Source organism: Stenotrophomonas sp. YJH_SMC_119 (genome assembly GCF_059368315.1).
In genome coordinates this window covers 13278-35566 of record NZ_JCAFRP010000017.1, presented here as the reverse complement: position 1 = coordinate 35566, position 22289 = coordinate 13278, and the positions used below count along the sequence as shown (strand labels likewise).

General features: G+C 68.7%; 19 protein-coding genes. 7 read left to right on the top strand and 12 right to left on the bottom strand.

From position 1 onward, the window contains the following. Nucleotides 1-11 precede the first annotated feature (11 nt). The 5 genes from AC5P6S_RS19100 to AC5P6S_RS19080 all read right to left on the bottom strand — a co-directional run bounded on the left by AC5P6S_RS19100 (nt 12) and on the right by AC5P6S_RS19080 (nt 4335). Nucleotides 12-1439: an amino acid permease gene (locus AC5P6S_RS19100; protein WP_012481681.1), complete on the bottom strand. Its 1428-nt coding sequence runs from the start codon at nt 1437-1439 to the stop codon at nt 12-14. A 166-nt stretch (nt 1440-1605) separates the two neighbouring features. Next, nucleotides 1606-2304, bottom strand: coding sequence for a suppressor of fused domain protein (locus AC5P6S_RS19095; protein ID WP_005411718.1), 699 nt, complete (start codon nt 2302-2304; stop codon nt 1606-1608). After that, on the bottom strand, nt 2301-2723 hold the full coding sequence (locus AC5P6S_RS19090; RefSeq protein WP_005411717.1) for a hypothetical protein: 423 nt from the start codon (nt 2721-2723) through the stop codon (nt 2301-2303). The genes AC5P6S_RS19095 and AC5P6S_RS19090 overlap by 4 nt, the downstream gene beginning before the upstream one ends. Further along, entirely contained in the window at nt 2720-3349 is a 630-nt protein-coding gene (gene leuE / locus AC5P6S_RS19085) for a leucine efflux protein LeuE (RefSeq protein ID WP_005411716.1), read from the bottom strand. The genes AC5P6S_RS19090 and leuE overlap by 4 nt, the downstream gene beginning before the upstream one ends. A gap of 14 nt (nt 3350-3363) precedes the next feature. Beyond that, on the bottom strand, nt 3364-4335 hold the full coding sequence (locus AC5P6S_RS19080) for a LysR family transcriptional regulator (protein ID WP_049395268.1): 972 nt from the start codon (nt 4333-4335) through the stop codon (nt 3364-3366). A gap of 91 nt (nt 4336-4426) precedes the next feature. Between AC5P6S_RS19080 and AC5P6S_RS19075 the strand changes: the two genes are divergently transcribed. Next, the gene (locus AC5P6S_RS19075; RefSeq protein ID WP_012481679.1) at nt 4427-5434 is read left to right on the top strand and encodes a zinc-binding alcohol dehydrogenase family protein; all 1008 of its coding nucleotides are present in this window, start codon (nt 4427-4429) and stop codon (nt 5432-5434) included. 67 nt (nt 5435-5501) lie between these two features. Here the strand turns inward: AC5P6S_RS19075 and AC5P6S_RS19070 are convergent, their stop codons facing one another. Then, entirely contained in the window at nt 5502-6107 is a 606-nt protein-coding gene (locus tag AC5P6S_RS19070) for a glutathione S-transferase family protein (protein ID WP_012481678.1), read from the bottom strand. Nucleotides 6108-6152: 45 nt separating this feature from the next. Between AC5P6S_RS19070 and AC5P6S_RS19065 the strand changes: the two genes are divergently transcribed. The 3 genes from AC5P6S_RS19065 to AC5P6S_RS19055 all read left to right on the top strand — a co-directional run bounded on the left by AC5P6S_RS19065 (nt 6153) and on the right by AC5P6S_RS19055 (nt 8865). After that, nucleotides 6153-7712 (top strand): DNA recombination protein RmuC, encoded by a 1560-nt coding sequence (locus tag AC5P6S_RS19065; RefSeq protein WP_005411712.1) that lies wholly within the window; start codon nt 6153-6155, stop codon nt 7710-7712. Between the two features lie 71 nt (nt 7713-7783). Beyond that, nucleotides 7784-8182: a hypothetical protein gene (locus tag AC5P6S_RS19060; RefSeq protein ID WP_005411711.1), complete on the top strand. Its 399-nt coding sequence runs from the start codon at nt 7784-7786 to the stop codon at nt 8180-8182. A gap of 137 nt (nt 8183-8319) precedes the next feature. Next, complete coding sequence (locus AC5P6S_RS19055) at nt 8320-8865, top strand: glutathione peroxidase (RefSeq protein ID WP_495204723.1); 546 nt, start codon at nt 8320-8322, stop codon at nt 8863-8865. Between the two features lie 106 nt (nt 8866-8971). On the opposite strand, the gene AC5P6S_RS19050 is transcribed toward AC5P6S_RS19055, so the two are convergent. The 6 genes from AC5P6S_RS19050 to AC5P6S_RS19025 are packed head-to-tail and all read right to left on the bottom strand — an operon-like array spanning nt 8972 to nt 13071. Further along, nucleotides 8972-9988 carry an MlaA family lipoprotein gene (locus AC5P6S_RS19050; protein ID WP_043035321.1) on the bottom strand — a complete coding sequence of 339 codons (1017 nt, stop codon included), beginning with the start codon at nt 9986-9988 and terminating at the stop codon, nt 8972-8974. A gap of 1 nt (nt 9989) precedes the next feature. Then, on the bottom strand, nt 9990-10301 hold the full coding sequence (locus AC5P6S_RS19045; protein WP_005414956.1) for an STAS domain-containing protein: 312 nt from the start codon (nt 10299-10301) through the stop codon (nt 9990-9992). Continuing rightward, nucleotides 10291-10953: an MlaC/ttg2D family ABC transporter substrate-binding protein gene (locus AC5P6S_RS19040; protein WP_049417748.1), complete on the bottom strand. Its 663-nt coding sequence runs from the start codon at nt 10951-10953 to the stop codon at nt 10291-10293. Before AC5P6S_RS19040 ends, AC5P6S_RS19045 begins: the two co-directional genes overlap by 11 nt. Then, complete coding sequence (gene mlaD, locus AC5P6S_RS19035; RefSeq protein ID WP_005411706.1) at nt 10950-11474, bottom strand: outer membrane lipid asymmetry maintenance protein MlaD; 525 nt, start codon at nt 11472-11474, stop codon at nt 10950-10952. The genes AC5P6S_RS19040 and mlaD overlap by 4 nt, the downstream gene beginning before the upstream one ends. A 59-nt stretch (nt 11475-11533) precedes the next feature. Beyond that, entirely contained in the window at nt 11534-12283 is a 750-nt protein-coding gene (locus AC5P6S_RS19030; RefSeq protein WP_005414955.1) for an MlaE family lipid ABC transporter permease subunit, read from the bottom strand. Beyond that, on the bottom strand, nt 12283-13071 hold the full coding sequence (locus AC5P6S_RS19025) for an ABC transporter ATP-binding protein (protein ID WP_005411704.1): 789 nt from the start codon (nt 13069-13071) through the stop codon (nt 12283-12285). Before AC5P6S_RS19025 ends, AC5P6S_RS19030 begins: the two co-directional genes overlap by 1 nt. Before the next feature lie 189 nt (nt 13072-13260). On the opposite strand from AC5P6S_RS19025, the gene recC reads away from it, so the two are divergent. Genes recC through recD form a run of 3 tightly spaced genes read left to right on the top strand, consistent with a single transcriptional unit; the run spans nt 13261 to nt 22162 of the window. Beyond that, nucleotides 13261-16608 (top strand): exodeoxyribonuclease V subunit gamma, encoded by a 3348-nt coding sequence (gene recC / locus AC5P6S_RS19020; protein ID WP_414498578.1) that lies wholly within the window; start codon nt 13261-13263, stop codon nt 16606-16608. Next, a complete protein-coding gene (recB, locus tag AC5P6S_RS19015; protein ID WP_414498577.1) occupies nt 16605-20285 on the top strand; it encodes an exodeoxyribonuclease V subunit beta in 3681 nt (1226 codons plus the stop codon). Before recC ends, recB begins: the two co-directional genes overlap by 4 nt. Continuing rightward, the gene (gene recD, locus AC5P6S_RS19010) at nt 20282-22162 is read left to right on the top strand and encodes an exodeoxyribonuclease V subunit alpha (protein WP_012481672.1); all 1881 of its coding nucleotides are present in this window, start codon (nt 20282-20284) and stop codon (nt 22160-22162) included. Before recB ends, recD begins: the two co-directional genes overlap by 4 nt. Nucleotides 22163-22289 lie beyond the last annotated feature (127 nt).

The following is a 22289-nucleotide window of genomic DNA, read 5'->3' as shown; positions in this document are numbered from 1 at the left end:
CGGCGATCCGGTTATTTCGCGATCAGCGCGTGGCGACGGCTGTACAGGAAGTACAGCACCAGGCCGGCCACGTTCCACAGCAGGAAATACAGCTGGGTGGTGTGCGGCAGGCTGAGGAACAGGTAGATGCAGCCCAGCGCGGCCAGCGGGCCGACCACGAAGGCCAGCGGCGTGCGGAACGTGCGCTCGCGGTTCGGCTCGCGCAGGCGCAGCACCACCAGGCAGATGCCGACGGCGGTGAACGCGGCCAGGGTACCGGCGTTGGCCAGCGCGGCAATCTCGTCCAGGCGCGCCACACCGGCCAGCGCCGACACCACCACTGCGGTGAACAGCGTGGTCGCCACCGGCGTGCCGGTGCGCGCGTTGACCTTGGACAGGCCACGCGGCAGCAGGCCATCACGGCTCATCACGAAGAAGATGCGGCTCTGGCCGTACAGGAAGGCCAGCAGCACGGTCGGCAGGGCGATGATCGCGATCACGCCGATCACCATCGCCGCGGTCGGATGGCCCAGCTGGCGCATGATCAGCGCCAGCGGCTCGGCGCTGTGGCCGAACACGGCGTAGCTCATCGCACCCACGGCGGCCAGCGCCACCAGCACGTAGACGATGGTGCAGCCGATCATCGAACCGATGATGCCGATCGACAGGTCGCGGCCCGGGTTCTTGGTTTCCTCGGCGGCGGTGGAGATCGCATCGAAGCCGTAGAAGGCGAAGAAGATGATCGCCGCGGCCGCCATCACGCCGTGCTCAACGCCGTCAGGGCCCATCGACTTGGCGAAGCCATACGGCATGAACGGCTGCAGGTTGGCGCTGTCGAAGGCGGGCAGGGCCACGGCCACGAAGATGGCCAGCGCGATCAGCTTGAACACCACCAGGACGGCGTTGAGGGTGGCGCTTTCCTTGGTGCCGGCCATCAGCATGCCGGCCACCAGCCAGGTGATGATGATCGCCGGCAGGTTGATCATGCCGCCTTCCACGTGCGGGCCGGCCGCCAGCCAGGCCGGCAGGTGCACGTTCCAGCCGAACTGGGTGTGGACCCATTCGAGGAAGCCGACGAAGTAGCCGGACCAGCCCACCGCCACCGTACTCACCACCAGCGAGTACTCCAGGATCAGACTCCAGCCCACCACCCAGGCAAACACCTCGCCCAGCGCACTGTAGCTGTAGGTGTAGGCACTGCCGGCGGCCGGCATCATCGTCGACAGCTCGGCGTAGGACAGCGCCGCGCAGGCGCAGACCGCACCGGCGATGGCGAAGGAGATCAGCACGGCCGGGCCGGCCAGGTTGGCACCGACGCCGATCAGCGTGTAGATGCCGGTACCGACGATGGCGCCAATACCCAACGCGATCAGGTGCGGCCAGCTGAGCGTCGGGATCAGACGCCTGCCGGCTTCGTGGACGGTGACGGAATCTAGGGACTTGCGCCGGAACAGGGACATGCAGGCCTCGGAAGGGGTGACTAAGAACGACAAGTTCCCGAGTGTGACCGAACGCAGCGCAGCATTACCACTGACGGGGGTCATGCATGGCGGGGCGCGCGCTGCACCCCGGCCACGCTGCCGGAATCGGCACAAATGCTGGCAGGGTTCGAAATGATTCGATCCCTCAAGGCGAGCCCGGAGGCGATTGAAGTACGAGAGCAGGGGCCAGATCGATGCTGACCCGCTGCGGATCGATCACCGGCGCCGCACCTTGGGTTCTCAACTGGGCCACCAGCACTTCGAAGCCATGCGCGCGGCCGAACGCGTGCTCGTCCAGGGTCAACGGCAGCAGCTGCAGGAAGTCGAATCGTCCCGATGGCAGTTGCTGGGGTCCCGGAAAGTGCAATGACGGCACGAAGACGGCCGCCTGCAGCATGCTCCCTGCGTGATCCACCGGCCCCCCCAGCTTCAGCCGGTCCCATGGCGCCAACGGATTGCCGGGCATGCGTGAGTGGCACAGCAGCAGGTGGTACGCGGTGAACCAGCGCAAGGTGGTCAGCGCCCACGTCGCTTCATCCTGCGTCTCAAGCATCAGTTCGATGCCCCACCCCGAATCTCCATCTTCGTGCCGCCCTTCCCAGGGGTTGGACAGGCCGGTGCTGACATAGATCCAGTGCCGTCGATCACCGTGCGGAGGGCACGCATTGACGCCGACATGCAGCCAGCGCGGGTCGATCTGCTCCTGCTTGAAGACGTTGCGCAGCAGATCCATGTCGAGGGGGTAGATCCCCGGTCCGGTATCGCCGAACAACCGCCGGTACAGCGTCTCCTCCCGATACTCCCAGCTGCGCTCCAGCAGGGTGTCGTCGTCGATGGTGCTCACTCAGCCACCCTGCCGGGCCAGCGGCAGCCGTCTTCCTGCCAGGCTTCGGGGTCGTCGTGGAAGGTGGTGCTGCGGCCATCGCGGGCGCGTTCGTAACGCAGATCCAGCACCAGGGCACCCTGCGTGCTCAGCAGGTAGCGGCCGTTGAGGCGTCCGTCGATGCGTTCTTCCCAGACGCTGTCGAACTGGTACGGGCGATCTTCGGCCAGCACCGTGGTCTCCATCGAGATCCGGTGCAGGGGCAGGCGCTCGCGCTGCCCGGCGTAGCGCACATCGGCCCGGCCGTCTTTCAGCCAGCGCCATTCCAGGTGGATGCTGTCATTGCGACCGCCGCTCAGGCAGCGATGGTCCTGCACGGTGGTGCCAGAGGCGGTGCCGGCGAGCAGTAGTGCGACCGCGGTTGCCAGCCAGGCCTTCATCCGTTCAACCCCAACCGGATGCCGAACCCGACAAGGAACAGGCCGGCCACCCGGCGCAGCGCATCGCTGATGCGCGGATGCTGGATCAACCGGCGGCGGGCCAGGTTGCCCACACCGATCAGCATCGAGCAGTAGGCGATGCTGACCACCAGGATGATGCCGGCCAGGGCCGCGAAGGTGGCGATGCCCTGGTGCGCCTTCGGATCGATGAACAGCGGCAGGAAGGCCATGTAGAACAGGATCGCCTTCGGGTTGAGCAGGCTGACCAGGATCGCCTGCTGGAAGTAGCGGCCCGGCTGCATGCGGATCGGGCCGGCGTCACCGCCCTCGTGCTTCGGCGTGCGCAGCAGGCTGATGCCCACCCATACCAGGTAGGCCGCACCCAGGTACTGCACAGCGTGGAAGACCAAGGGGTTGGCCTTCAGCAGTGCGGCGACACCGGCCAGCGCCAGCCACATCAGGATCTGGTCACCGACCAGCAGGCCGGCCAGTGCGGTGTAGCCGCCGCGCACGCCGCCACGGCCGGTGGCGGTCAGCAGGGTGAAGGTGCCGGGGCCGGGCAGGGCGAGAAACACCAGCACAGCGACCAGAAACGTCCACAGGTCCTGGATGCCCATCCACGGCATGGCGGTGTTCTCTCTTACGGGGGGCTGCCATTGTCGGCCAGCACCGGGGTGGGCGACAGGGGGTGGGGGAGTCCATCGGGCATGCCAGACAGCAGCGGTTGCAGGTGCTGGCGCAGCTGCGCATGCAGCTGCCGCACCGCCGGCGAGAACTGCTTGCGGTGCGGGCACACCAGCTGCAGCGGAATGTGGCTGCCGACGCCGTCGAGCAGCAGCTGCAGGCGTCCGGCCAGCACGTCTTCGCGCAGGTCCAGCCAGGATTTGTAGGTGATGCCTTCGCCGGCCACCGCCCAGCGCCGCACCACGTCGGCGTCGTCGCAGACCAGCGGGCCGCGCACCGGGATCACGGTGCGGCGCCCTTCGACCTCGAACGACCAGCGATCGTAGGCGCGGCCACTGAGCTGGTAGACCAGGCAATCGTGCTCGCGCAGTTCGTCCAGGCGCACCGGCGTGCCCCGTCGCTGCAGGTAATCGGGCGAAGCCGCGAGCACACGACGGTTGCCTTCGAGCAGGGGCAGGGCCACGTAGCTGGCGTCGTCGAAGTGGCCGATGCGGATGGCCACGTCGACCGGATCGCGGAACACGTCGGCCACTTCATCGGACAGCCGCAGGTGCAGGCGCAGCCGTGGATGCGCGGCTCGGAACGCGGTCAGCCACGGCAGCAGCAGGTTGCGACCGAAATCCGACGGTGCCGACAGCTGCAGCGTGCCGTGCAGTTCGGCGTCCTCGCCCTGTACGCGGGCCCGCCCTTCGCGCAGGGTAGCCAGTACCTCCTGCGCATACGGCAGGTACAGCGCGCCCTCGCCGGTCAGACGCAGGCTGCGGGTGGTGCGCACGAACAGGCGCAGGTCCAGTTCGCGTTCCAGCCGCGCCACGGCAGCAGCGACCTGGCCGGGTAACAGATCGGCCTCGCGGGCCGCCTGCGAGAAGCTGCCCAGTGCGGCCGTGCGGACGAACAACTGCAGGTCGTCGAAGCGGATCATCTTCATTGCCGGAGTGAAAGTGCTGCCCGATTCTGCGCCTTTCTGAGCGACCGTGCGCGGCGCAACCTGTGCACTCCTTCCCCACCGGACCGCTGCCATGCGCGCCATTGCCTACACCCACGCCGGCCTGCCGATCGATGATGCCCAGGCCCTGATCGACATCGAACTGGAGCTGCCGCAGCCCGGCCCGCGTGACCTGCGCGTGGCGGTACGCGCGGTGGCGGTGAACCCGGTCGACACCAAGGTCCGTCGCGGCGTGGCCACCGATGGCCCGCGCGTGCTGGGCTGGGATGCGGTCGGCATCGTCGACGCGGTGGGCAGCGAAGTCACCCTGTTCCAGCCTGGCGACGCGGTCTACTACGCCGGCGTGATCGACCGCCCGGGCAGCAATGCCGAGTACCAGCTGGTGGACGAGCGCAGCGTCGGCCGCAAGCCGGCCAGCCTCGATGATGCCGCCGCCGCCGCGCTGCCACTGACTGCAATCACCGCCTGGGAGCTGCTGTTCGACCGCCTGCGCATCCCCGAGGGCGGTGGCGAAGGCCAGACCCTGCTGGTGATCGGTGCTGCTGGCGGTGTCGGTTCGATCCTGGTGCAGCTGGCGCGGAAGCTGACCAGGCTGACCGTGATCGGCACCGCCTCGCGTCCGGATACCCAGGACTGGGCGTACGCAATGGGCGCACACCACGTGATCGACCACAGCCTGCCGCTGGCCGAGGGACTGGCACGGCTGGGCATCAGCGAGGTGCAGCACGTGGCCAGCCTGACCCACTCCGAGCAGCACTACGCGCAGATCGTGGAGCTGCTGGCGCCGCAGGGCCAGTTCGGCCTGATCGACGATCCGGGCCAGGTGGACGTGATGGCGCTCAAGCGAAAGGCACTGTCGCTGCACTGGGAGTCGATGTTCACCCGCCCGCTGTACAAGACCGCGGACATGCAGCGCCAGCACGACCTGCTGAACCGGGTGGCCGAGCTGATCGATGCCGGCGTGCTGCAGACAACGCTGGGCGAGCATTTCGGGCGCATCGACGCGGCCAACCTGCGGCGCGCGCATGCGCTGCTGGAGAGTCACCGCGCCAAGGGCAAGATCGTGCTGGAAGGCTGGTAACGCTGGTTGTTCCCGCGTCCTCGGGGTCAGATCCCTTTCCCGTTGGGAAAGGGATCTGACCCCTGCCTCAGGCCACGCCGTTGTCGACGTGTTCGGCAAAACCGGGCTGCTGGCGCAGGCGTTCGAACCACGCCGCGAGGTGTGGCAGCGCGGGCTTGTGGCCGGGCGTGCTGCGCCAGCGCTGGGTCGACAGCCCCAGCACGATATCGGCGAGGGTAAAGGTGTCGCCCGCCACATAGCCGTCGGAAGCGGCCAGCTGTGCATCAAGCACCCCCATCAACCGGTTCCACTGCGCCAGGCTGGCCTCGGCGCGGGCATCGTCCGGGTAGTCCGGATGCTGGCGCACGCGCGCCATGAACACATGGCGCCAGGCGCTGTTGAGGTCGCTGGACTGCCAGTCCATCCACTGCTCCACCCGGGCCCGGGCCTGCGCTGCTGCGGGCAGCAGGTCGTCACGGCCGGCGCGGTCGGCCAGGTAGCGGCAGATGCTGTTGGATTCCCACAGCACGAAGTCGCCATCGCGCAGCACCGGTACCTGCCGATTCGGATTCAGTGCGGCCAGCAGGTCCGCGGATGGCGCAGGCTCGTGGCGCAGGGGCAGATCCAGCCCCGCGCACAGCCACAGCACCTTGCGCACGTTGATGGAGGTGGGCTTTCCGTACAGAGCGAGCATGGTTCTGGCGCAGCAGCTGAGACTCCGCCAGCCTACACTTGCCCCATGCAAACCGAATATCTGCTCATTGGCGGCCTTCTATTGGCCGTGCTCATCCTGCAGCTTGTCGCCCTGCTGCGCCGCCCGCCGCACGACCGCCTCGAACAGGCGGTGCGTGAGGAGGCGCGCGCCGGGCGCAGCGAGCTGCGCGAACAGCTCGATGGCTTTGCCCGCGCGCTGACCGATCTGTCCACCCGCACCGACCAGCGCCTGGACCTGCTGCGCGAGGCGCTGGGCGAGGACGCCCGCAAGGCGCGTGCCGAGGCGGCGGAGAGCCAGCAGCGTGGCGCCGCACTCATGGGGCAGCGCCTACAGGAACTGCGCGGCCAGCTGGAAACCTTCGGCCAGCAGCAGGAAGCGCGCATCCACGCCTTCGGCCAGCAGCTGCAGGAACTCACCGGGCGGACCGATACCCAGCTGGGCGCGCTGCGCCAGACCCTGGTGGACGATGCGCGCAAGGGTCGTGAGGAAGGTGCGCAGTCGCAGCAGCGCCTGACCGAAAGCCTTGGCCTGCGCCTGCAGGAACTGACCCAGCGCAACGAACAGCGCATCGCCGAGATGCGCGCCACGCTGGAAGAGCAGCTGCGCGCGCTGCAGAACGACAATGCGCAGAAGCTGGAGCAGATGCGCCACACCGTGGACGAAAAGCTGCAGTCGACGCTGGAAACACGCCTGGGCAACTCCTTCAAGCTGGTTTCCGAGCGCCTGGAACAGGTGCAGCGCGGTCTTGGCGAGATGCAGCAGCTGGCCACCGGCGTTGGCGATCTCAAGCGTGTGCTGACCAACGTCAAGAACCGTGGCAGCTGGGGCGAAGTACAGCTGGAGAACATCCTCGAACAGACGCTCACCCAGGAACAGTACGCGCGGGCAGTGAAGGTACGCCCGGACAGTGGCGAGATGGTCGATATCGCGGTGCGCCTGCCGGGCCGCAGCAGCGACGACACGCCGGTGTGGCTGCCGATCGACTCCAAGTTCCCGCGCGAGGACTACGAGCGCCTGCTCGACGCGCAGGAACAGGGTGACGCCGAGGGCGTGCGCCTGCAGGGCATCCAGCTCGAACGCGCGGTGCGCGTGCAGGCCAAGTCGATCTGCGACAAGTACATCGCGCCGCCGCACACCACCGACTTCGCGGTGATGTTCCTGCCAACCGAAGGCCTGTATGCCGAAGTGATCCGGCGCCCGGGCCTGGTCGACCTGTTGCAGCGCGAGCACCGCGTGGTGGTGGCTGGACCGACTACGGTCACCGCGCTGCTCAACAGCCTGCAGATGGGCTTCCGCACGCTGGCCATCGAGCAGCGTTCCAGCGAGGTGTGGAGCCTGCTGGGTGCGGTGAAGAGTGAGTTCGGCAAGTTCGCCGGCATTCTCGAGAAGGCCGAGAAGCAGATCACCACGGTCGGCCGCAGCATCGGCGAAGCCAGCCGCAAGACGCGCACCATCGAGCGGCGCCTGCGCGGCGTGGAGTCGCTGGCGTCAGAGCAGGCGCAATCCCTGCTGGGCGGCCTGGCCGATGCTGATGCCACGGCCGAGGACGAAGGCAACGAAGGCGACGACGGCGACGAAGCCTGAGCTACGTCGACACGCCGCCTGCATGGTCGATGCGTATGCTGGCGGCCTGTCCTACTGGATCAGGTAACGCCATGCGCCTGCGCCTCTGCACCAGTCTCATCCTGACCGCGCTGCTTGTCGCCTGCAGCAGCGCACCGCCGGCTGCCAATCCGGCGGCGGCACCTGCCGCAGCCACCAGCCCCGAAGCGGCCGAGGCCTACCGCGAAGCGCGCGATGTGGACTGCCAGGCCGCTGGCGGCACCCTGCAGCGGCTGGGCCGGCTGCAGCGCGAACAGTGCGTGATTCCCTACGCCGATGCCGGCAAGGCCTGCAGCCGCAAGAGCGACTGCACGGGCCAGTGCCTTGCCGGCGGCGAAGTGGCCGTTGGCAGCCCCGCCACCGGCACCTGCCAGCGCGATGCCCGCCAGAACTTCGGCTGCCGCCAGCGCATTGATGAGGGCAAGGCGCAGGGCATGATCTGCGTGGACTGATCGTAGTGCCGGCCGCTGGCCGGCAGCCTCATGAACCCTTGCGAACGATCGCACGATTGCCGGCCAGCGGCCGGCACGACCGACATCGCGCGGCGCTATGCTGGTGGGCCATTCCCCGCTGTTGCCGGAGCCCCCGCGTGAGCACTTCGATCCAGGACATTTCCCTCACCACCATCGACGGCCAGCCGTCCTCGCTTGCCGACTACCAGGGCAAGGCACTGCTGCTGGTCAACGTCGCCTCCAAGTGCGGCTTGACCCCGCAGTACGAAGGCCTGCAGGCGCTGTATGCGGAAAAGCACGCACAGGGCCTGGAAGTGCTGGGCTTCCCGGCCAACAACTTTCTCGGCCAGGAGCCGGGCAGCGAAGCGGAGATCCAGCAGTTCTGCCAGCTCACCTACGATGTCAGTTTCCCGATGTTCTCCAAGATCAGCGTGGCCGGTGACGACACCCACCCGCTGTACCAGCAGCTGATCGCTGCGCAGCCGCAGTCGATCCGCGAAGGCCCGCTGCGCGAGCGCCTGGCCAGCAAGGAGATTCCGATCCACGCCGCGCCGGCGGTGCTGTGGAACTTCGAGAAGTTCCTGGTCGGCCGCGACGGCAAGGTCATCGCCCGCTTCGCCCCGGACGTGGCGGCTGACGACGCGCGCCTGCGCGAAGCCATCGAAGCCGCGCTGGCTGCCTGATCGGCCGGGGTCGGATCCCTTTCCACGGGAAAGGGCTCCGACCCCACCCACGGCGCCAAAGAAAAACCCCGCCGAGGCGGGGTTTTTCATGCGTCGCTGACAGGACTCAGTGCGTCCACTGCGGCATCGGCATCGCATCGACCGGGATCGGCGAATTGGCGTCGTCGTGGCCACGCTCGCGCTTGCTGCGCAGATCGTTCTCGATCTGGTAGTTGCGACGCTGCATCCATGCATCGCGCACCAGCGAGTACTCGTCCACGGCAGTGTCACGCAGGTCGTCGATCGCCAGCAGCTGCGCGCGGGTATCGACCAGCTGCAGGCCCTGCAGGCCGATGCGGACCTTGTCCTCTTCGATACGGCGGATCGGCGACAGCGGAATGTCGCCGGCCAGGCCGAACACGTCGCGCACGGTACGCGGGCCGAAGAACGGCAGTTCCACGTAGCGCGAACGACGCCAGCCCCAGGCACCCAGGGTCTGGCCGAAGTCCTCATTGCGGCGCGGCACCATCGCCTTGCTGGCCGGATCGAACAGGCCACCGATGCCCAGCGTGCTGTTCATCAGGAAGCGGCCGAGGCTGTCCCATGCATCGGCACCGCGGCCCTGCAGCAGCTGGTTGGTGATGGTCACCGGCGCGCGCAGGTTGCTGAAGAAGTTGCTGACGCCGGTGCGGGCGAAGCGCGGCACCACGTGGGTATAGGCGGTGGCCAGCGGACGCGCGACGCCGCGGTCGACCGCGTTGTTGAACTTGTGCACCTTGCGGTTGAACGGTTCCCACGGATCGTAGGCCGCTGCGTTGGTGGTGTTGCCGGCACCGCCATAGAGGGCATCGAAGTCGTCATCGCCACCGGGCGCGGTGGCGGCTGAGGTCTTCGCCGCGCTGCCGTCGCCGCTGTCGGTGGGAGCAGCCGGCGACGATGCGGCAGCAGCCGGCGGATTGGCCACCGGCGCGACCAGGGCAGCGTCAGCCGTGCCGGCATCGGTGGCCGCGACGGCGGGCGAGGTGGAAGAACTGGCCGGGACCACGGTGCTGGCTGCCGGTGCATCGCTGCGCGCGGGCTTGCCGGCACAGGCGGTGAGGGCGGTGGCCAGGACGATCAGGGGGAGAGTGCGCACGACGTTCATGTCAGCTCGCAGCAGAAGTAGCGTTGAAATCCAGGTTGGGCGACAGCCGGTAGGCCGCGCTCAGTTCGTTGTAGCCAGCCGGCGCGCCGGTGATCACCAGCGGATGGCCGGCCTTGCGCGCACGTGCCGCCAGCTCGGCCAGCAGGGCCAGGCCGGCGCTGTCCACGCGTTCGACCTCAGCCAGATCCAGCCGTGCCAGCTTTGCCGGCAGGGCCTGCAGCTGCGGCCATAGCGCGATCACCGCAGCGCGGTCGAGCACCCCGCGCAGGCGCAGGGTGTCGCCTTCCAGCAGCGCCAGTGCGTTACTTGCCATTGCCCGCGGGCCCGGCCTGCATGCTGCCGCTGTGCAGCTCGCTGGCCACCTGCTTGATGCCCTTCTGGCGCAGCGGGGTGTCGAACTGGTTGCGGAACGTCTGCACGTAGGAGATGCCTTCGATGTTGACGTCGAAGATCTTCCACTGGCCGTTCACGTTGCGCATCCAGTACTCGACAGGGGTCGGCTCGCTGCCGGCACGCACCAGCTCGGTGCTCACGCGCACGCCGCGGTTGCCCGGCAGCGGGCTTTCACCCTTCAGGCGGAAGCTCGGCTTGCCCTGGATGTTGAGCAGGGTCGAACCATAGCGCTGCATGAGGCTGTCGGCCATGGCATCGGCGAACAGCTTGATGTCGGCATCCGAGGCACCACGGGCGTGCGGGCCCAGCACCAGGCGCGCGGCATAGTCGCGGTCGAAGGTGCGGTTCAGTTCGCTGTCGATGTAGTTGCGCAGGCTGGCCGGGTTGCTGCCGAATTCGCTCCTGCGCTGCTGCAGGGTGGTGAGGATGCGCGTGCTGGCATCGATCACCACCTTGCCGGCCTGGCCCTGCGCCGCGGCAGCGGCGGGGGCGGCGGCCTGGGCCTGGGCGAGGAACGGAGTAGCCACCAGCAGCGCCGAGGCGAGCAGGGCCGGGATCAGTTTCATCTTCATGGTTGCGGTTCCGTTGCAGGCGCCTGCGCGCCATCGTTGGGCTTCTGAGCAGCGCCGCCACCGGCGCCGCCACTGAACATGTACTTGCCGACCAGCTGGATCAGGTCAACCGCCGGCTGGGTGAAGACAATTTCGTCGCCGGCCTTCAGCACGTCCGGATCACCGCCCGGCTGCAGTCCGATATAGCTCTCGCCGAGCAAACCACTGGTGAAGATGCCGGCCGAGGTGTCCGCCGGCAGGTCCTTGACCTTGCTGTCCATGCGCAGGGTCACGATCGATTCGAACTTCACCGGGTCCAGGTCGATGGAGGCGACCTGGCCGACGGTGACGCCGCCGATCTTCACCGGCGCCTGCTTGCGCAGCTGGCCGACCTGGGAGAAGCGCGCCTTCAGCTCGTAGCCCTGGCTGCCCCAGCTCCAGCGCTGGTTGGTCGAGGCCACGGCCAGCACCATCAGCGAGGCCAGGGCCAGCAGCAGGAAAGCGCCGACGGAGAATTCGAGTCTGGGACCGCGGATGGCCATGTGGATTACCTGATCGAGTCGTGGTGGCCGCGCGCGCCTGCGCACCGCCGGTGGAGGGGTTAGGTGAACAACATTGCCGACAGAACGAAGTTGAACATCAGCACCAGCAGCGAAGCGTTGACCACTGCACGGGTGGTCGCCACCGACGTGCCTTCAATGGTCGGCTCGGCATGGAAACCAACATAGGCGGCGACCAGCGCGGCGGTGCCGCCGAAGATCGCCGACTTCAGCATCGCCACGCCGAAGTCATCCCAGAAATCGACGCTGTTGCGCAGCGCCGACCAGAACACGCCATTGTCCAGGCCCAGCACGTGCACGGCCTCGAAGTAGCTGGCACTGATCGCCAGCGAGCAGAAGATGCCGGTCAGCAGCGGCACGGTCAGCACCGCCGCCCAGAAGCGTGGCGCCACGGCCTTGGCCACCGGGTCGATCGCCATCAGCTCCAGCGCCTTGATCTGGTCGGTGGCGCGCATCAGGCCCAGCTCGGCGGCGATCGAACTGCCGGCGCGGCCGATGAACAGCAGCGCGGTCAGCACCGGCGCCAGTTCGCGGTACAGCGACAGGCCAAGCAGGGTCGACAACGCGTCGGCCGCGCCGAAGGTGGTCAGCGTGCGGTAGCCCTGCAGGGTCAGCACCAGGCCGACGAAGGCGCCACCGACGGCGATGATCGGCAGCGAGCGCGCGCCGATCTTGTAGATCTCGCGGGTCAGTTCGGCCAGGAAATCACGGGTCGGCAGGGAACCGCGCAGCACGGTCAGCGAGAACAGCCCGGCGCGGCCCAGCGAGCGGGTGGCTTGGACGAACGGCATCAGGCAACCCTCGCGCGTGGCGCGGCATCGAACGGAATCGGGCCATCCGGCTGGCCATGCAGGAACTGCCGCAGCAGCGGATCCTGGCTGGACTGCAGTGCCTCGGGCGTCCCTTGGAACACGACGCCGCCATTGGCGATGGCGATCACCTGGTCGCAGATCGGCAGGGTCTCGTGCACGTGGTGGCTGACGATGATGCTGGTCAGGCCCAGGCTGTGGTTGAGGCGCTGGATCAGGCTCATGATCACCCCGGAGGCGATCGGGTCCAGCCCGGTCAGCGGCTCGTCGTAGATCATCAGCGGCGGGTCCAGCGCCAGCGCACGGGCCAGCGCCACACGGCGCGCCATGCCGCCGGACAGCTCGCGCGGCCAGGCGTCGGCGGCGGCCAGCAGGCCCACCGCATGCAGCTTCATCTCCACCAGCCGGCGCAGCACGGCGGCCGGCAGGCGGGTATGCGTACGCAGCGGCAGGGCGACGTTCTCGGCCACGGTGAGGTCGGTCAGCAGACCATTGCCCTGCAGCAGCACGCCCACGCTCTTGCGCATCTCCAGCAGCGCGCTGCTGTCATGCGGGATCGGCTTGCCGAACAGGGTAACGTCGCCGGCCACCGGTCGCAGTTCGCCGGTCAGCGCCGCCAGCAGGGTCGACTTGCCGCTGCCGGAGGGGCCGAGCACGGCGGTGATGCTGCCCTGCGGCACCTGCAGCGACACGTCACGCAGGATCGTGCGTCCGCTCCGGTCGATGCGGACGTTGGACAACTGCACCAGACTGGAGGTGGAAGCCGACATGGGCACCATTAACGTTTTTTAGACATCGAAGGATCGGGCCAGCCGGCTGAACATAAGCAGACTGGACGGTGCAGTATTGTTGCACGGCAGGGCGTGGCGCAGGCCGGGACAATCGGCCGGCAGCCCGGAACAATCCGTACCGTCGATGGGCCGACCATTGAATACTGCCTGCCGTCCTGCACACTGTGCATGATGAGTGACCCAGGCAGCGATTTCCGCCTCTACCATTCCAACTCGCTGGACGTGCTGGCCGCGCTGCTGGCGCGCAACGTGCGTGCGCCGGTGCCAGGCCAGCCGTTGCTGGCGCCGGAAGTGGTGTTGATCCCGCAGGTGGCGATGCGCCGCTGGCTGCAAGCGACACTGGCCGCCGAATTCGGTGTCGCCGCCAACCTCGAATTCCTCACCCCGGGCGAGTTCGTGGCCCGCGCGCTGAAGGCCAACGTCAGCGGCGAGCAGGACGATCTGGACGCGGCCGGCCTGCACTGGAAGCTGTACCAGGCCCTGCGCGACCCGACATTGCTGGCGCAGCCACCGATGCGTGCGCTGCAGTCCTATCTTGCCGGCGGTGACGCATTGAAACCCTGGGCGCTGGCCGGCGAGCTGGCCTCGGTATTTGAAAAGTACCAGGCGTGGCGCCGTGACTGGCTGCTGCGCTGGGCAGCCGGTGCCGATCCTGCCGACCCGCAGGCGATCCTGTGGCGCACCATCACCCAGGGCCACGACTACCGCGCGCGCCGCATCCAGGAGTACCTGGACCGTTTCGAAGGTGCCGTCCAACCGCTGCCGAAGGGCTTGCCACCGCGCATGTCTGCGTTCGCAACGCTCAACATCTCGCCCGACGTGCTGCGGGTGATGGCCACCCAGGCGCGGGTGGGCGAACTGCATTTCTATATGCCTACCCCGGTGCAGTCGTACTGGGGTGACCTGCAGACGCTGGCCGAGCGCCTGCGCAGCGGCGCACCGGACCCCTTCGGCGAAGCGGCCGGCGAGAACCGCCTGCTGGAAGCCTGGGGTGCGGCCGGGCGCGACTTCATGGCGGTGCTGGGCAGTTACGAGGTGGTGCATCCGGCCGGCGAAATCGCTGCCTATTCCGATCCGGAGGAGGACACCCGCCCGACCCTGGACGAAGGCGGCCTGTCCGACAGCCTGCTGCATCGCCTGCAGCGTGACCTGTTCCACCGCCGCGCGCTGCCCTCGGGCGAGCTGCGCGACGGCCTGCGCAGCGACGACCCCAGCCTGCAGGTGCATGCCTGCCATACCCGCCTGCGCGAGCTGCAGGTGCTGCACGACCAGCTGCGCAGCCTGCTGCAGGACCCGCGCTTCGACCCGCCGCTGCAGGCGCGCGAGATCGCGGTGTTGGCACCGGACATCGATCCCTATGTGCCGTACCTGGAAGCGGTGTTCGGCGGTCGCGGCGGCGAGGAGGAACACATTCCGTATGCGCTGGCCGACAGCAGTCCGCTGGCCGGCGAGCCGTTGGCCGATGTGTTCGTGCACCTGCTGGGCCTGCCGGTCTCGCGCTTTGGCTTGAACGAAGTGCTGGACCTGCTGGCCAGCGCGCCGCTGGCCGAGGCGGCCGGGCTGGAAGCGGTGGACTTCGACCGCCTGCATGGCTGGCTGCAACAGGCCGGTGCACGCTGGGGCCTGGATGCGAAACACCGCAACCAGCACCAGGCACCGGCCGACGACGCCTACACCTGGCAGTTCGCGCTGGATCGCCTGGTACTCGGCCACGCCACCGGCAGCGAGGCCGACCTGGCCGGCGTGGCGCCGTGGATCGAACTGGAAGGCGGTGCGCTGGACGCGCTGGACCGGCTGCTGCGCCTGCTGCGCGTGCTGGCCATCTACCAGCGCCGACTGGGCGAGCTGCTCACCCCGGCGCAGTGGCGGCAACGCCTGCTGTCGCTGCTGGATGCACTGCTGCCCACCGCGCCCAGTTCCCCCAACAGCCAGCGCGCGCTGGAGCGCCTGCGCAAGCTGCTCAACCAGTTCGCCGAAGATGCCGCCAAGGCCGGCTTCGAGGAAGGCGTGCCGCCAGAGGTGGTGCGCGCGCACTTCGCCGGCGCGCTGGGCGAGGCCGATACGCGCGCACCGCTGCTGACCGGTGGCATCAGTTTCGGCCGCATGGTGCCGATGCGCCTGCTGCCGTTCCGGGTGATCTGCGTGCTCGGCCTCAATGATGGCGATTTCCCGCGGCGTGACCCCGCTGCCGGTCTCAACCAGCTCACCGCCGAGCTGGATACGCCGCGCCGCCGTCCGGGCGACCGCTCCACCCGCGAGGATGACCGCTTCCTGTTCCTGCAGCTGTTCGCCGCCGCGCAGGAGGTGTTCTATCTCAGCTATCTCGGCGCCGATCCGCGCGATGGCAGCGTGCGCGAGCCGTCGGTGCTGGTCAGCGAACTGATCGACGCCGCCGCCGCGTATCACCTCGATCCGCCTGCGGCGGTCCGCGACTTCACCGTGCGCCACGCCCTGCAGCCGTTCTCACCGGCGGCGTTCGGCGATGGCGATCCGCGTCGCTTCAGCTATCGCCGCCAGTGGCATCCGGCCGCCGGTCGCCTCACCGGCCAGCGCGGTGGCCTGCAGCCGTGGTTCGATGCACCGTTGCCGCCGCCGCTCGACGACGCGGTGGAAGAGGAGGTCGCGCTCGATACCCTGCGCCGCTTCCTGTGCGACCCGGCCGGGCAGTTCCTCGCACAGTCGCTGGGCCTGCGCCTGGCCGACGAGGTCGAGGAGGTGGATGACCTGGAACCGCTGGTGCTGTCCTCGCGCGGGCCGGAAAAGCGCAGCGTGCAGGCGGCGGTAGTGCGCGCCACGCTCAGCGGCGATACCGAGCCGTTGTACCCGCGGCTGCGCGCGCGTGGCCTGCTGCCGTCGGGTCCATTGGGCGAGCGTCAGTTCGAGGTGGAGCAGTTGAAGACACGCCCGTATGCCAGTGCGCTGCTGGGCTGGATGCAGGGCGAACCACTGGAAAGCCGTCGCTACGAAGTGGACATCGATGGCGTGCGCCTGCATGGCCGCGTGGCCGATCGGCATCCGGAAGGGCTGGTGCGCTTGCGTGCCGGCACGCTCAATGGCAATGCAGTGATCCGCCACGGCCTGGACTGGCTGCTGGCGAACGCGGCGGGCGACGCGCTGCCGCTTGTGCAGTTCCATGATGGCGGCGACGCCGGTCCCGGCCCGCATGTACTGCCGGCACTGAGCGTTCCCGCTGCACGTGCGGCGCTGCGTGCGCTGCTGCAGCTGCGCCAGCGTGGCCTGCGCGAGCCGCTGCGCTTTGCCCCGTACACCGGTTGGGTGCTGTACAACGCGCCAGCAGAAAAGCAGCGCAGCGAAGGCTGGAAGCAGTGGCACGGCAGCGACCGCAGCTGGGGTGAATCCAGCAGCGACGCCTGGCAGCTGCTGCTGCGGGGTGCCGACCCGTTCGCTACCGAGGCCAGCTACGCCGACCTGCTGCGCAACAGCCAGGTGGTCTTCAGCGCGGTGCGCGAAGGCCGCGCTCTCGCCACCGAAGCACGCCAGGAGGGCAGCGCATGAACACCGCCATCACCGAAGACGGCAGCGAATCCCTCAGCCGCGATCCCTATCTGGCGCTGTCGCTGGAGGGCATCCGGCTGATCGAAGCCAGCGCCGGCACCGGCAAGACCTTCACCCTGGCCACGTTGTTCACCCGCCTGGTGGTGGAGCAGGGCCTGCGCATCGGCCAGATCCTGGCGGTGACCTTCACCGATGCCGCCACCCAGGAACTGCGCAAGCGCATCCGCGAGCGCCTGGCGCTGGCCGCGCGCTTGGTCGACCTGGAAGCGGCCGACGATGAAGCACCGGAGGTACGATTGACGCGCGACGTGCTGCAGCGCCATCTGCAGTGCGGCACCGAGAGCGCTGCCGCACTGAAACGCCGCCTGCAGGTGGCCGCAGACGAGATCGACCTGGCGTCCATCTTCACCATTCATGGTTTCTGTACCCGCGTGCTGCGCGAGCATGCGCTGGAAAGCGGCCACACCTTTGATCCGCCGGAACTGCTGGCCAGCGACCTTGAACTGCTGGAGGAGCTCGCGGCCGATCTGTGGCGCGTGCATGCCAACGACCCGGCCACGCTGGAGCCGCTGACCTGGCTGTGGTCGAGCCCCGACGCGCTGGCCGCCGATCTGCGCGCGCTGCTGGGCACACCGCCGCTGCATCCGCTGCCACGGCCGGCGGCGCTGGCCGATCCACGCCCGGCATTGCAGAGCGCGGCGGAAGCCCTGTCCGCAAGCGTGCGCGAGCATGGCGAGCAGTTCTTCATCGACCTCTGCGATGCCGTCGACAACAAGTGGCTCAACGGCGTGTCATACAAGCTGGGCTGGCTGCACCCGCTGGGCCGGCAGCTGCTGGCCTGGGCCGAGCGCGCCGACCCGCGCGAGCTGCTGGCCAGCGATCGCCTGCCGGCACTGCTGCCGGAGGTGCTGGCCGACAAGACCAACAAGAAATTCCCTGATCGCACGCCGTCGTCGCCATTGCAGGCGCCGTTGGCGCGCTATGTTGCGCTGCTGGCCGAACGCGATGCCTGGCTGCGTGGCACCGCGCTGGATTTCCTGCACACGCTTCGCGCCGAAGCCACGCAGCGCCTGCAGGCGCTGAAGCGTACGCGCCGGGTACAGACCTACGACGATCTGATTGATGGCGTAGCGCTCGCACTGGAAGGCCCGCAGCGGCTGACGCTGGTCAGGCAACTGCGTGCGCAGTACCGCATCGCGCTGGTCGATGAGTTCCAGGACACCGACGATCGCCAGTGGGGCATCTTCCACACCGTGTTCGGTGATTCGCCGGAGGTGCGCGAACTCGGCCTGGCGCCGGCGCTGTTCCTGATCGGCGACCCCAAGCAGGCGATCTACGGTTTCCGCGGTGGCGACATCCACACCTACCTGAAGGCCAAGCAGGTGGCGCAGCAGGCGCCGGTGCTGGACCAGAACTTCCGCTCGCGACCGTCTGTGTTGCGCGCGTTGCAGGCGCTGTACGACAACGGTGGCGAAGACGCCTTCCTCGAACGCGACATCCGGTTCGAGCGGGTGCGGCCCGGTGGCGTGCGCAGCGATGCGGACTACCTGCGCGACGGCCAGGCCGCCAAGGCACTCACCCTGCGCGTGCTGCGCAGTGGCGGCGACAAGGCGATGAGCGCCGATGCCTCGCGCGATGCGGCGACCCAGGCCTGCGTGGCCGCGATTCACCAGATCCTGGTCGATGCGCGCGCGGGCAATGCCGTGTTGCGTGGGCGACCGGTGCAGCCCGGTGATATCGCGGTGCTGGTGCGCTCGCATCGCGAGGCCACCCTGGTACAGCGCGCGCTGGCCGCGGTCGGCATTCCCGCGGTGGCGGCCGGCAAGCAGAGCCTGTTTGCCACTGCTGAAGCCCGCGATCTTCGTGCGCTGCTGCTGGCACTGCTGCAACCGGCCGACGAAGGCCGCCTGCGTGCAGCGCTGGCCACCGTGCTGCTTGGCCAGCGGGCCAGCGCGATCGCGGCAATGGAACGCGAAGGTGACCTGCAACGCGGGTTCCAGGCACAGCTGCTGCATTGGCGCGAGCGCTGGCAGCGCGGCGGACCGTTCGCAGTGATTGCCGATGTCTGTGCCGCACAGGGTGAACGCCTGCTGGCGCTGATCGATGGCGAGCGCCGCCTGACCAATTACCTGCAGCTGGGTGAACTGCTGCAGGAGGCCTCGGCGCAGGCGCTGGGCATGCATGGCCTGCTGGACTGGCTGCAGGGGCAAATGGCCAGTGCCGACCAGGATGACGAGCAGCAGCTCCTGCGCCTGGAGTCGGATGCGCGCCGCGTGCAGATCATCACCCTGCACAAGAGCAAGGGCCTGGAGTATCCGCTGGTGTTCCTGCCCTTCGTCGGCATCGACGGCGGCGCGCCGAACACCGCCTCGCACTGCACCGTGCACGTTGGCGGCCAGCGCCAGCTGCACTGGAAGCTGGACAAGGACGAGGCCTGGGAAGCGGCCAACGCGCAGCGTGAGCGCGAGCAGCGTGCCGAGGATGCGCGCCTGCTCTATGTGGGACTGACCCGCGCCGAGCATGCGCTGTGGATCGCCGTGGGTGATCTGGCCGGGCTCGGCAGGACGCGTCTGGCGCCACTGCTGGGTGACCTGCAGGCGCTGCGCGCGCACGCCGATGTGCATATTGATGACAGCGAGGCACCGGCCGCGCTGCCGCAGCTGGCGGCCGAAGTGGAAGGCGACCTGCCGGCGGTGCGTGCTCTGACCCGGCGCGTGCCGCATGACTGGTGGGTGTACAGCTTCACCCAGCTGGCGCATGCCGATGCGGGCGCTGGCAGTGATATTGAAGCCGCCGCCACCGAGCTGCCGGCACCGGCCGCCGATGAACCGGCCGGCCCGGAGCTGCCGCTGGAACCGGCGCTGCCCGAACCCACCGCCGTCGTCGAAGACAGCGCGCCGATCGACCCGCGCTTCATGGGCAGCCGCTTCGGCAACGTGCTGCACGAGGCGATGGAGAACGTCGACTTTGCTGCCTGGGGTGACTGGAAGCCGGGCCGGGAAGCGCCCGAGGGACAGGCCGATGTACTGCGCAAGGCGCTGCACGACGAAGGCTATGCCGACGTCGACCTGGACGATGGCGTGGCCGTGCTGGTGCCGCTGGTCGGCCACACGCTCACCGTGCCGCTGCCCGAAGGCGGCGCGCTGCACAGCCTGGGTGAAGGTGAGCGTCGCGCGGAAATCGACTTCCATTTCGCCATCGAGCCGACCACGGTGCCGGCGCTGCTGCAGGTGCTGCATGCCCACGGTGTTTCCAGTGGTCGTCGAGGCTTCGGCCAGCGCCGCCGCCTGGAAGGGCTGATGACCGGCATGATCGACCTGACCTACGTGCGCGACGGGCGCTGGTACGTGCTCGACTACAAATCCAATCGTCTGCCCGGCTACAGCCAGGACCTGCTGGCCATCGCCATGCGCCACAGCGAGTACGACCTGCAGGCGCTGATCTATACCGTGGCCCTGCATCGCTGGCTGCGCTTCCGCCTGGGCGCGGCCTACGACTACGAGCGTGACATGGGCGGCATCCGCTACCTGTTCTGCCGCGGCCTCGATGGCACCGGCAACGGTGTGCATGTGGACCGCTTCCCGCTGGCGCTGGTGGATGCACTGGATGCGTTGTTCGCCGGTGGCGAACAGGCCCAGGCCGAACTGGCCGCACGTGCCCGTGGGGCCAGCGCATGAGCCTGCTGAAGGAACTGCACCAGAAGGGCCTGCTGCGCACCCTCGACCACGCGTTGGCGACCAGCCTGATGCGGCTGCGCGGCGACACGCCGGAGAGCGTGGCGCTGGCGGCGGCGCTGGCCTCGCTGGCGGTGGCGCAGGGCCACGCCGGCTTCGATCCGGCGCAGCCGCAGCGCCTGCTGGAAGGGGTGCCCGAGTGGCCCGCCGCGCAGGACTGGCTGGCACAACTGCGCGCATCGCCTTGGGTGGCTATACCCGAGCAGGCCGACGCCATCGCCGAGGATGCGCCGCTGGTGCTGGAGAACGGCCTGCTCTACCTGCGCCGCTACCGCGAGTACGAACGGCAGCTGGCCGCCGGGCTGCAGCGCATCGGCCGGCATCCGCTGCCGGCACCGGACATGGCAGCGCTGGCACCGTTGTTCGCGCAGCTGTTCCCGCAGGCATCGGGCAGCGAGGATCACCAGGCCCGTGCCGCCGGCGTGACCCTGCGCCATCCGCTGGCGCTGGTGACTGGCGGCCCCGGCACCGGCAAGACCACCACCATCGCGCGCCTGTTGCTGCTGCTGGCGGCGCAGGCCCGGCACGCCGGCCAGCCGCTGCCCGAAGTGGCGCTGGCCGCGCCTACCGGACGCGCCGCCGAGCGCATGGCCGAGAGCCTGCGTCTGGCCGTGCAGCGCCTGCAGGAGAACGGCGTGGACCCGGCGCTGTGCGCGGCATTGCCCAGTACCGGCACCACCCTGCATCGCCTGCTCGGCGTGATCCCGGATTCGCCGCGCTTCCGCCACCACGCCGACAACCCGCTGCCGGTGGACGTGGTGGTGGTCGACGAAGCCTCGATGATCGATCTGCCGATGATGGCCAAGCTGGTCGACGCGATCGCCAGCGGCACCCGCCTGATCCTGCTTGGCGACCCCGATCAGTTGCCCTCGGTCGAAGCCGGTGATGTGCTCAGCGCGATCCTGCGCGCCAGCGGTGATGGCATCGGCACCCGCGCCGATGATGCGCAGGCACTGCAGGGTCTGTTGGCACCGGCCACGTTGCAGCCGCAGGCCACGCCGCGCGCCTTCGCCGGCCGCCGCGTGCAGCTGCAACGTGGTTACCGGCAGAGCGATGCGCTGGACCTGGCACCGCTGGCGCATGCCGTGCGCGAGGGCGACAGCGGTACCGCGCTGCAGCTGCTGCGCAGTGGTGAACTGGCCGGCGTGCATTTCCACGAAGGCGAAGCCGATCCACTGCGCGGCCAGCGCGAGCACCTGCTGGGCCATTGGCGTGCGTTGGCCGACGCCGCCGATCCGGTGCTTGCCCTGCAGCAGGCCGGGCGACTGCGCGTGCTGACCGCGCTGCGCGAAGGCCCGCAGGGTGCGCGCGGGCTCAACAGCCGCATCGAACAGCTGCTGGCTGGCAACACCCCGGGCTACTTCCAGGGCCGCCTGCTGCTGGTCACCGAGAACAGCTACCGGCACCGCCTGTTCAACGGCGATATCGGCATCTGCCTGCGCGATGGCAGTGGCGCGATGGTGGCCTGGTTCCCCGGCGACACGGTCGAGCAGCCGCGCGCCTTCCACCCGGCCGCACTGCCCGCGCACGAAAGCGCCTTCGCGATGACCGTGCACAAGGCGCAGGGCTCGGAGTTCGATGAAGTGTGGCTGCAGCTGCCGCGCCAGGACAGCCGCGTGCTGTCGCGCGAACTGGTCTACACCGGCCTGACCCGCGCCCGCCAAGTGCTGCATGTGGCGGGCAGCGCAGAGGTGCTGCAGGCCGCATTGAAACGCCACGCCAGCCGATTGGGTGGCCTGGCCTGGCGGCTGGGTACGGAAGCGGTGGCCGAAGCACCGGTGCGCATCGAACAGCCCACGATGCAGGGCCAGTTGTTCTGAATCGGGGTCGGATCCCGTTCCCATCGGGAACGGGCTCTGACCCCTTCACCTGATCGCCAGGCAGAAGCAGTCGAGCATGGCTCGACTTTACAACAGCGTACTTCGATCATTCCGACGTTCATCCACG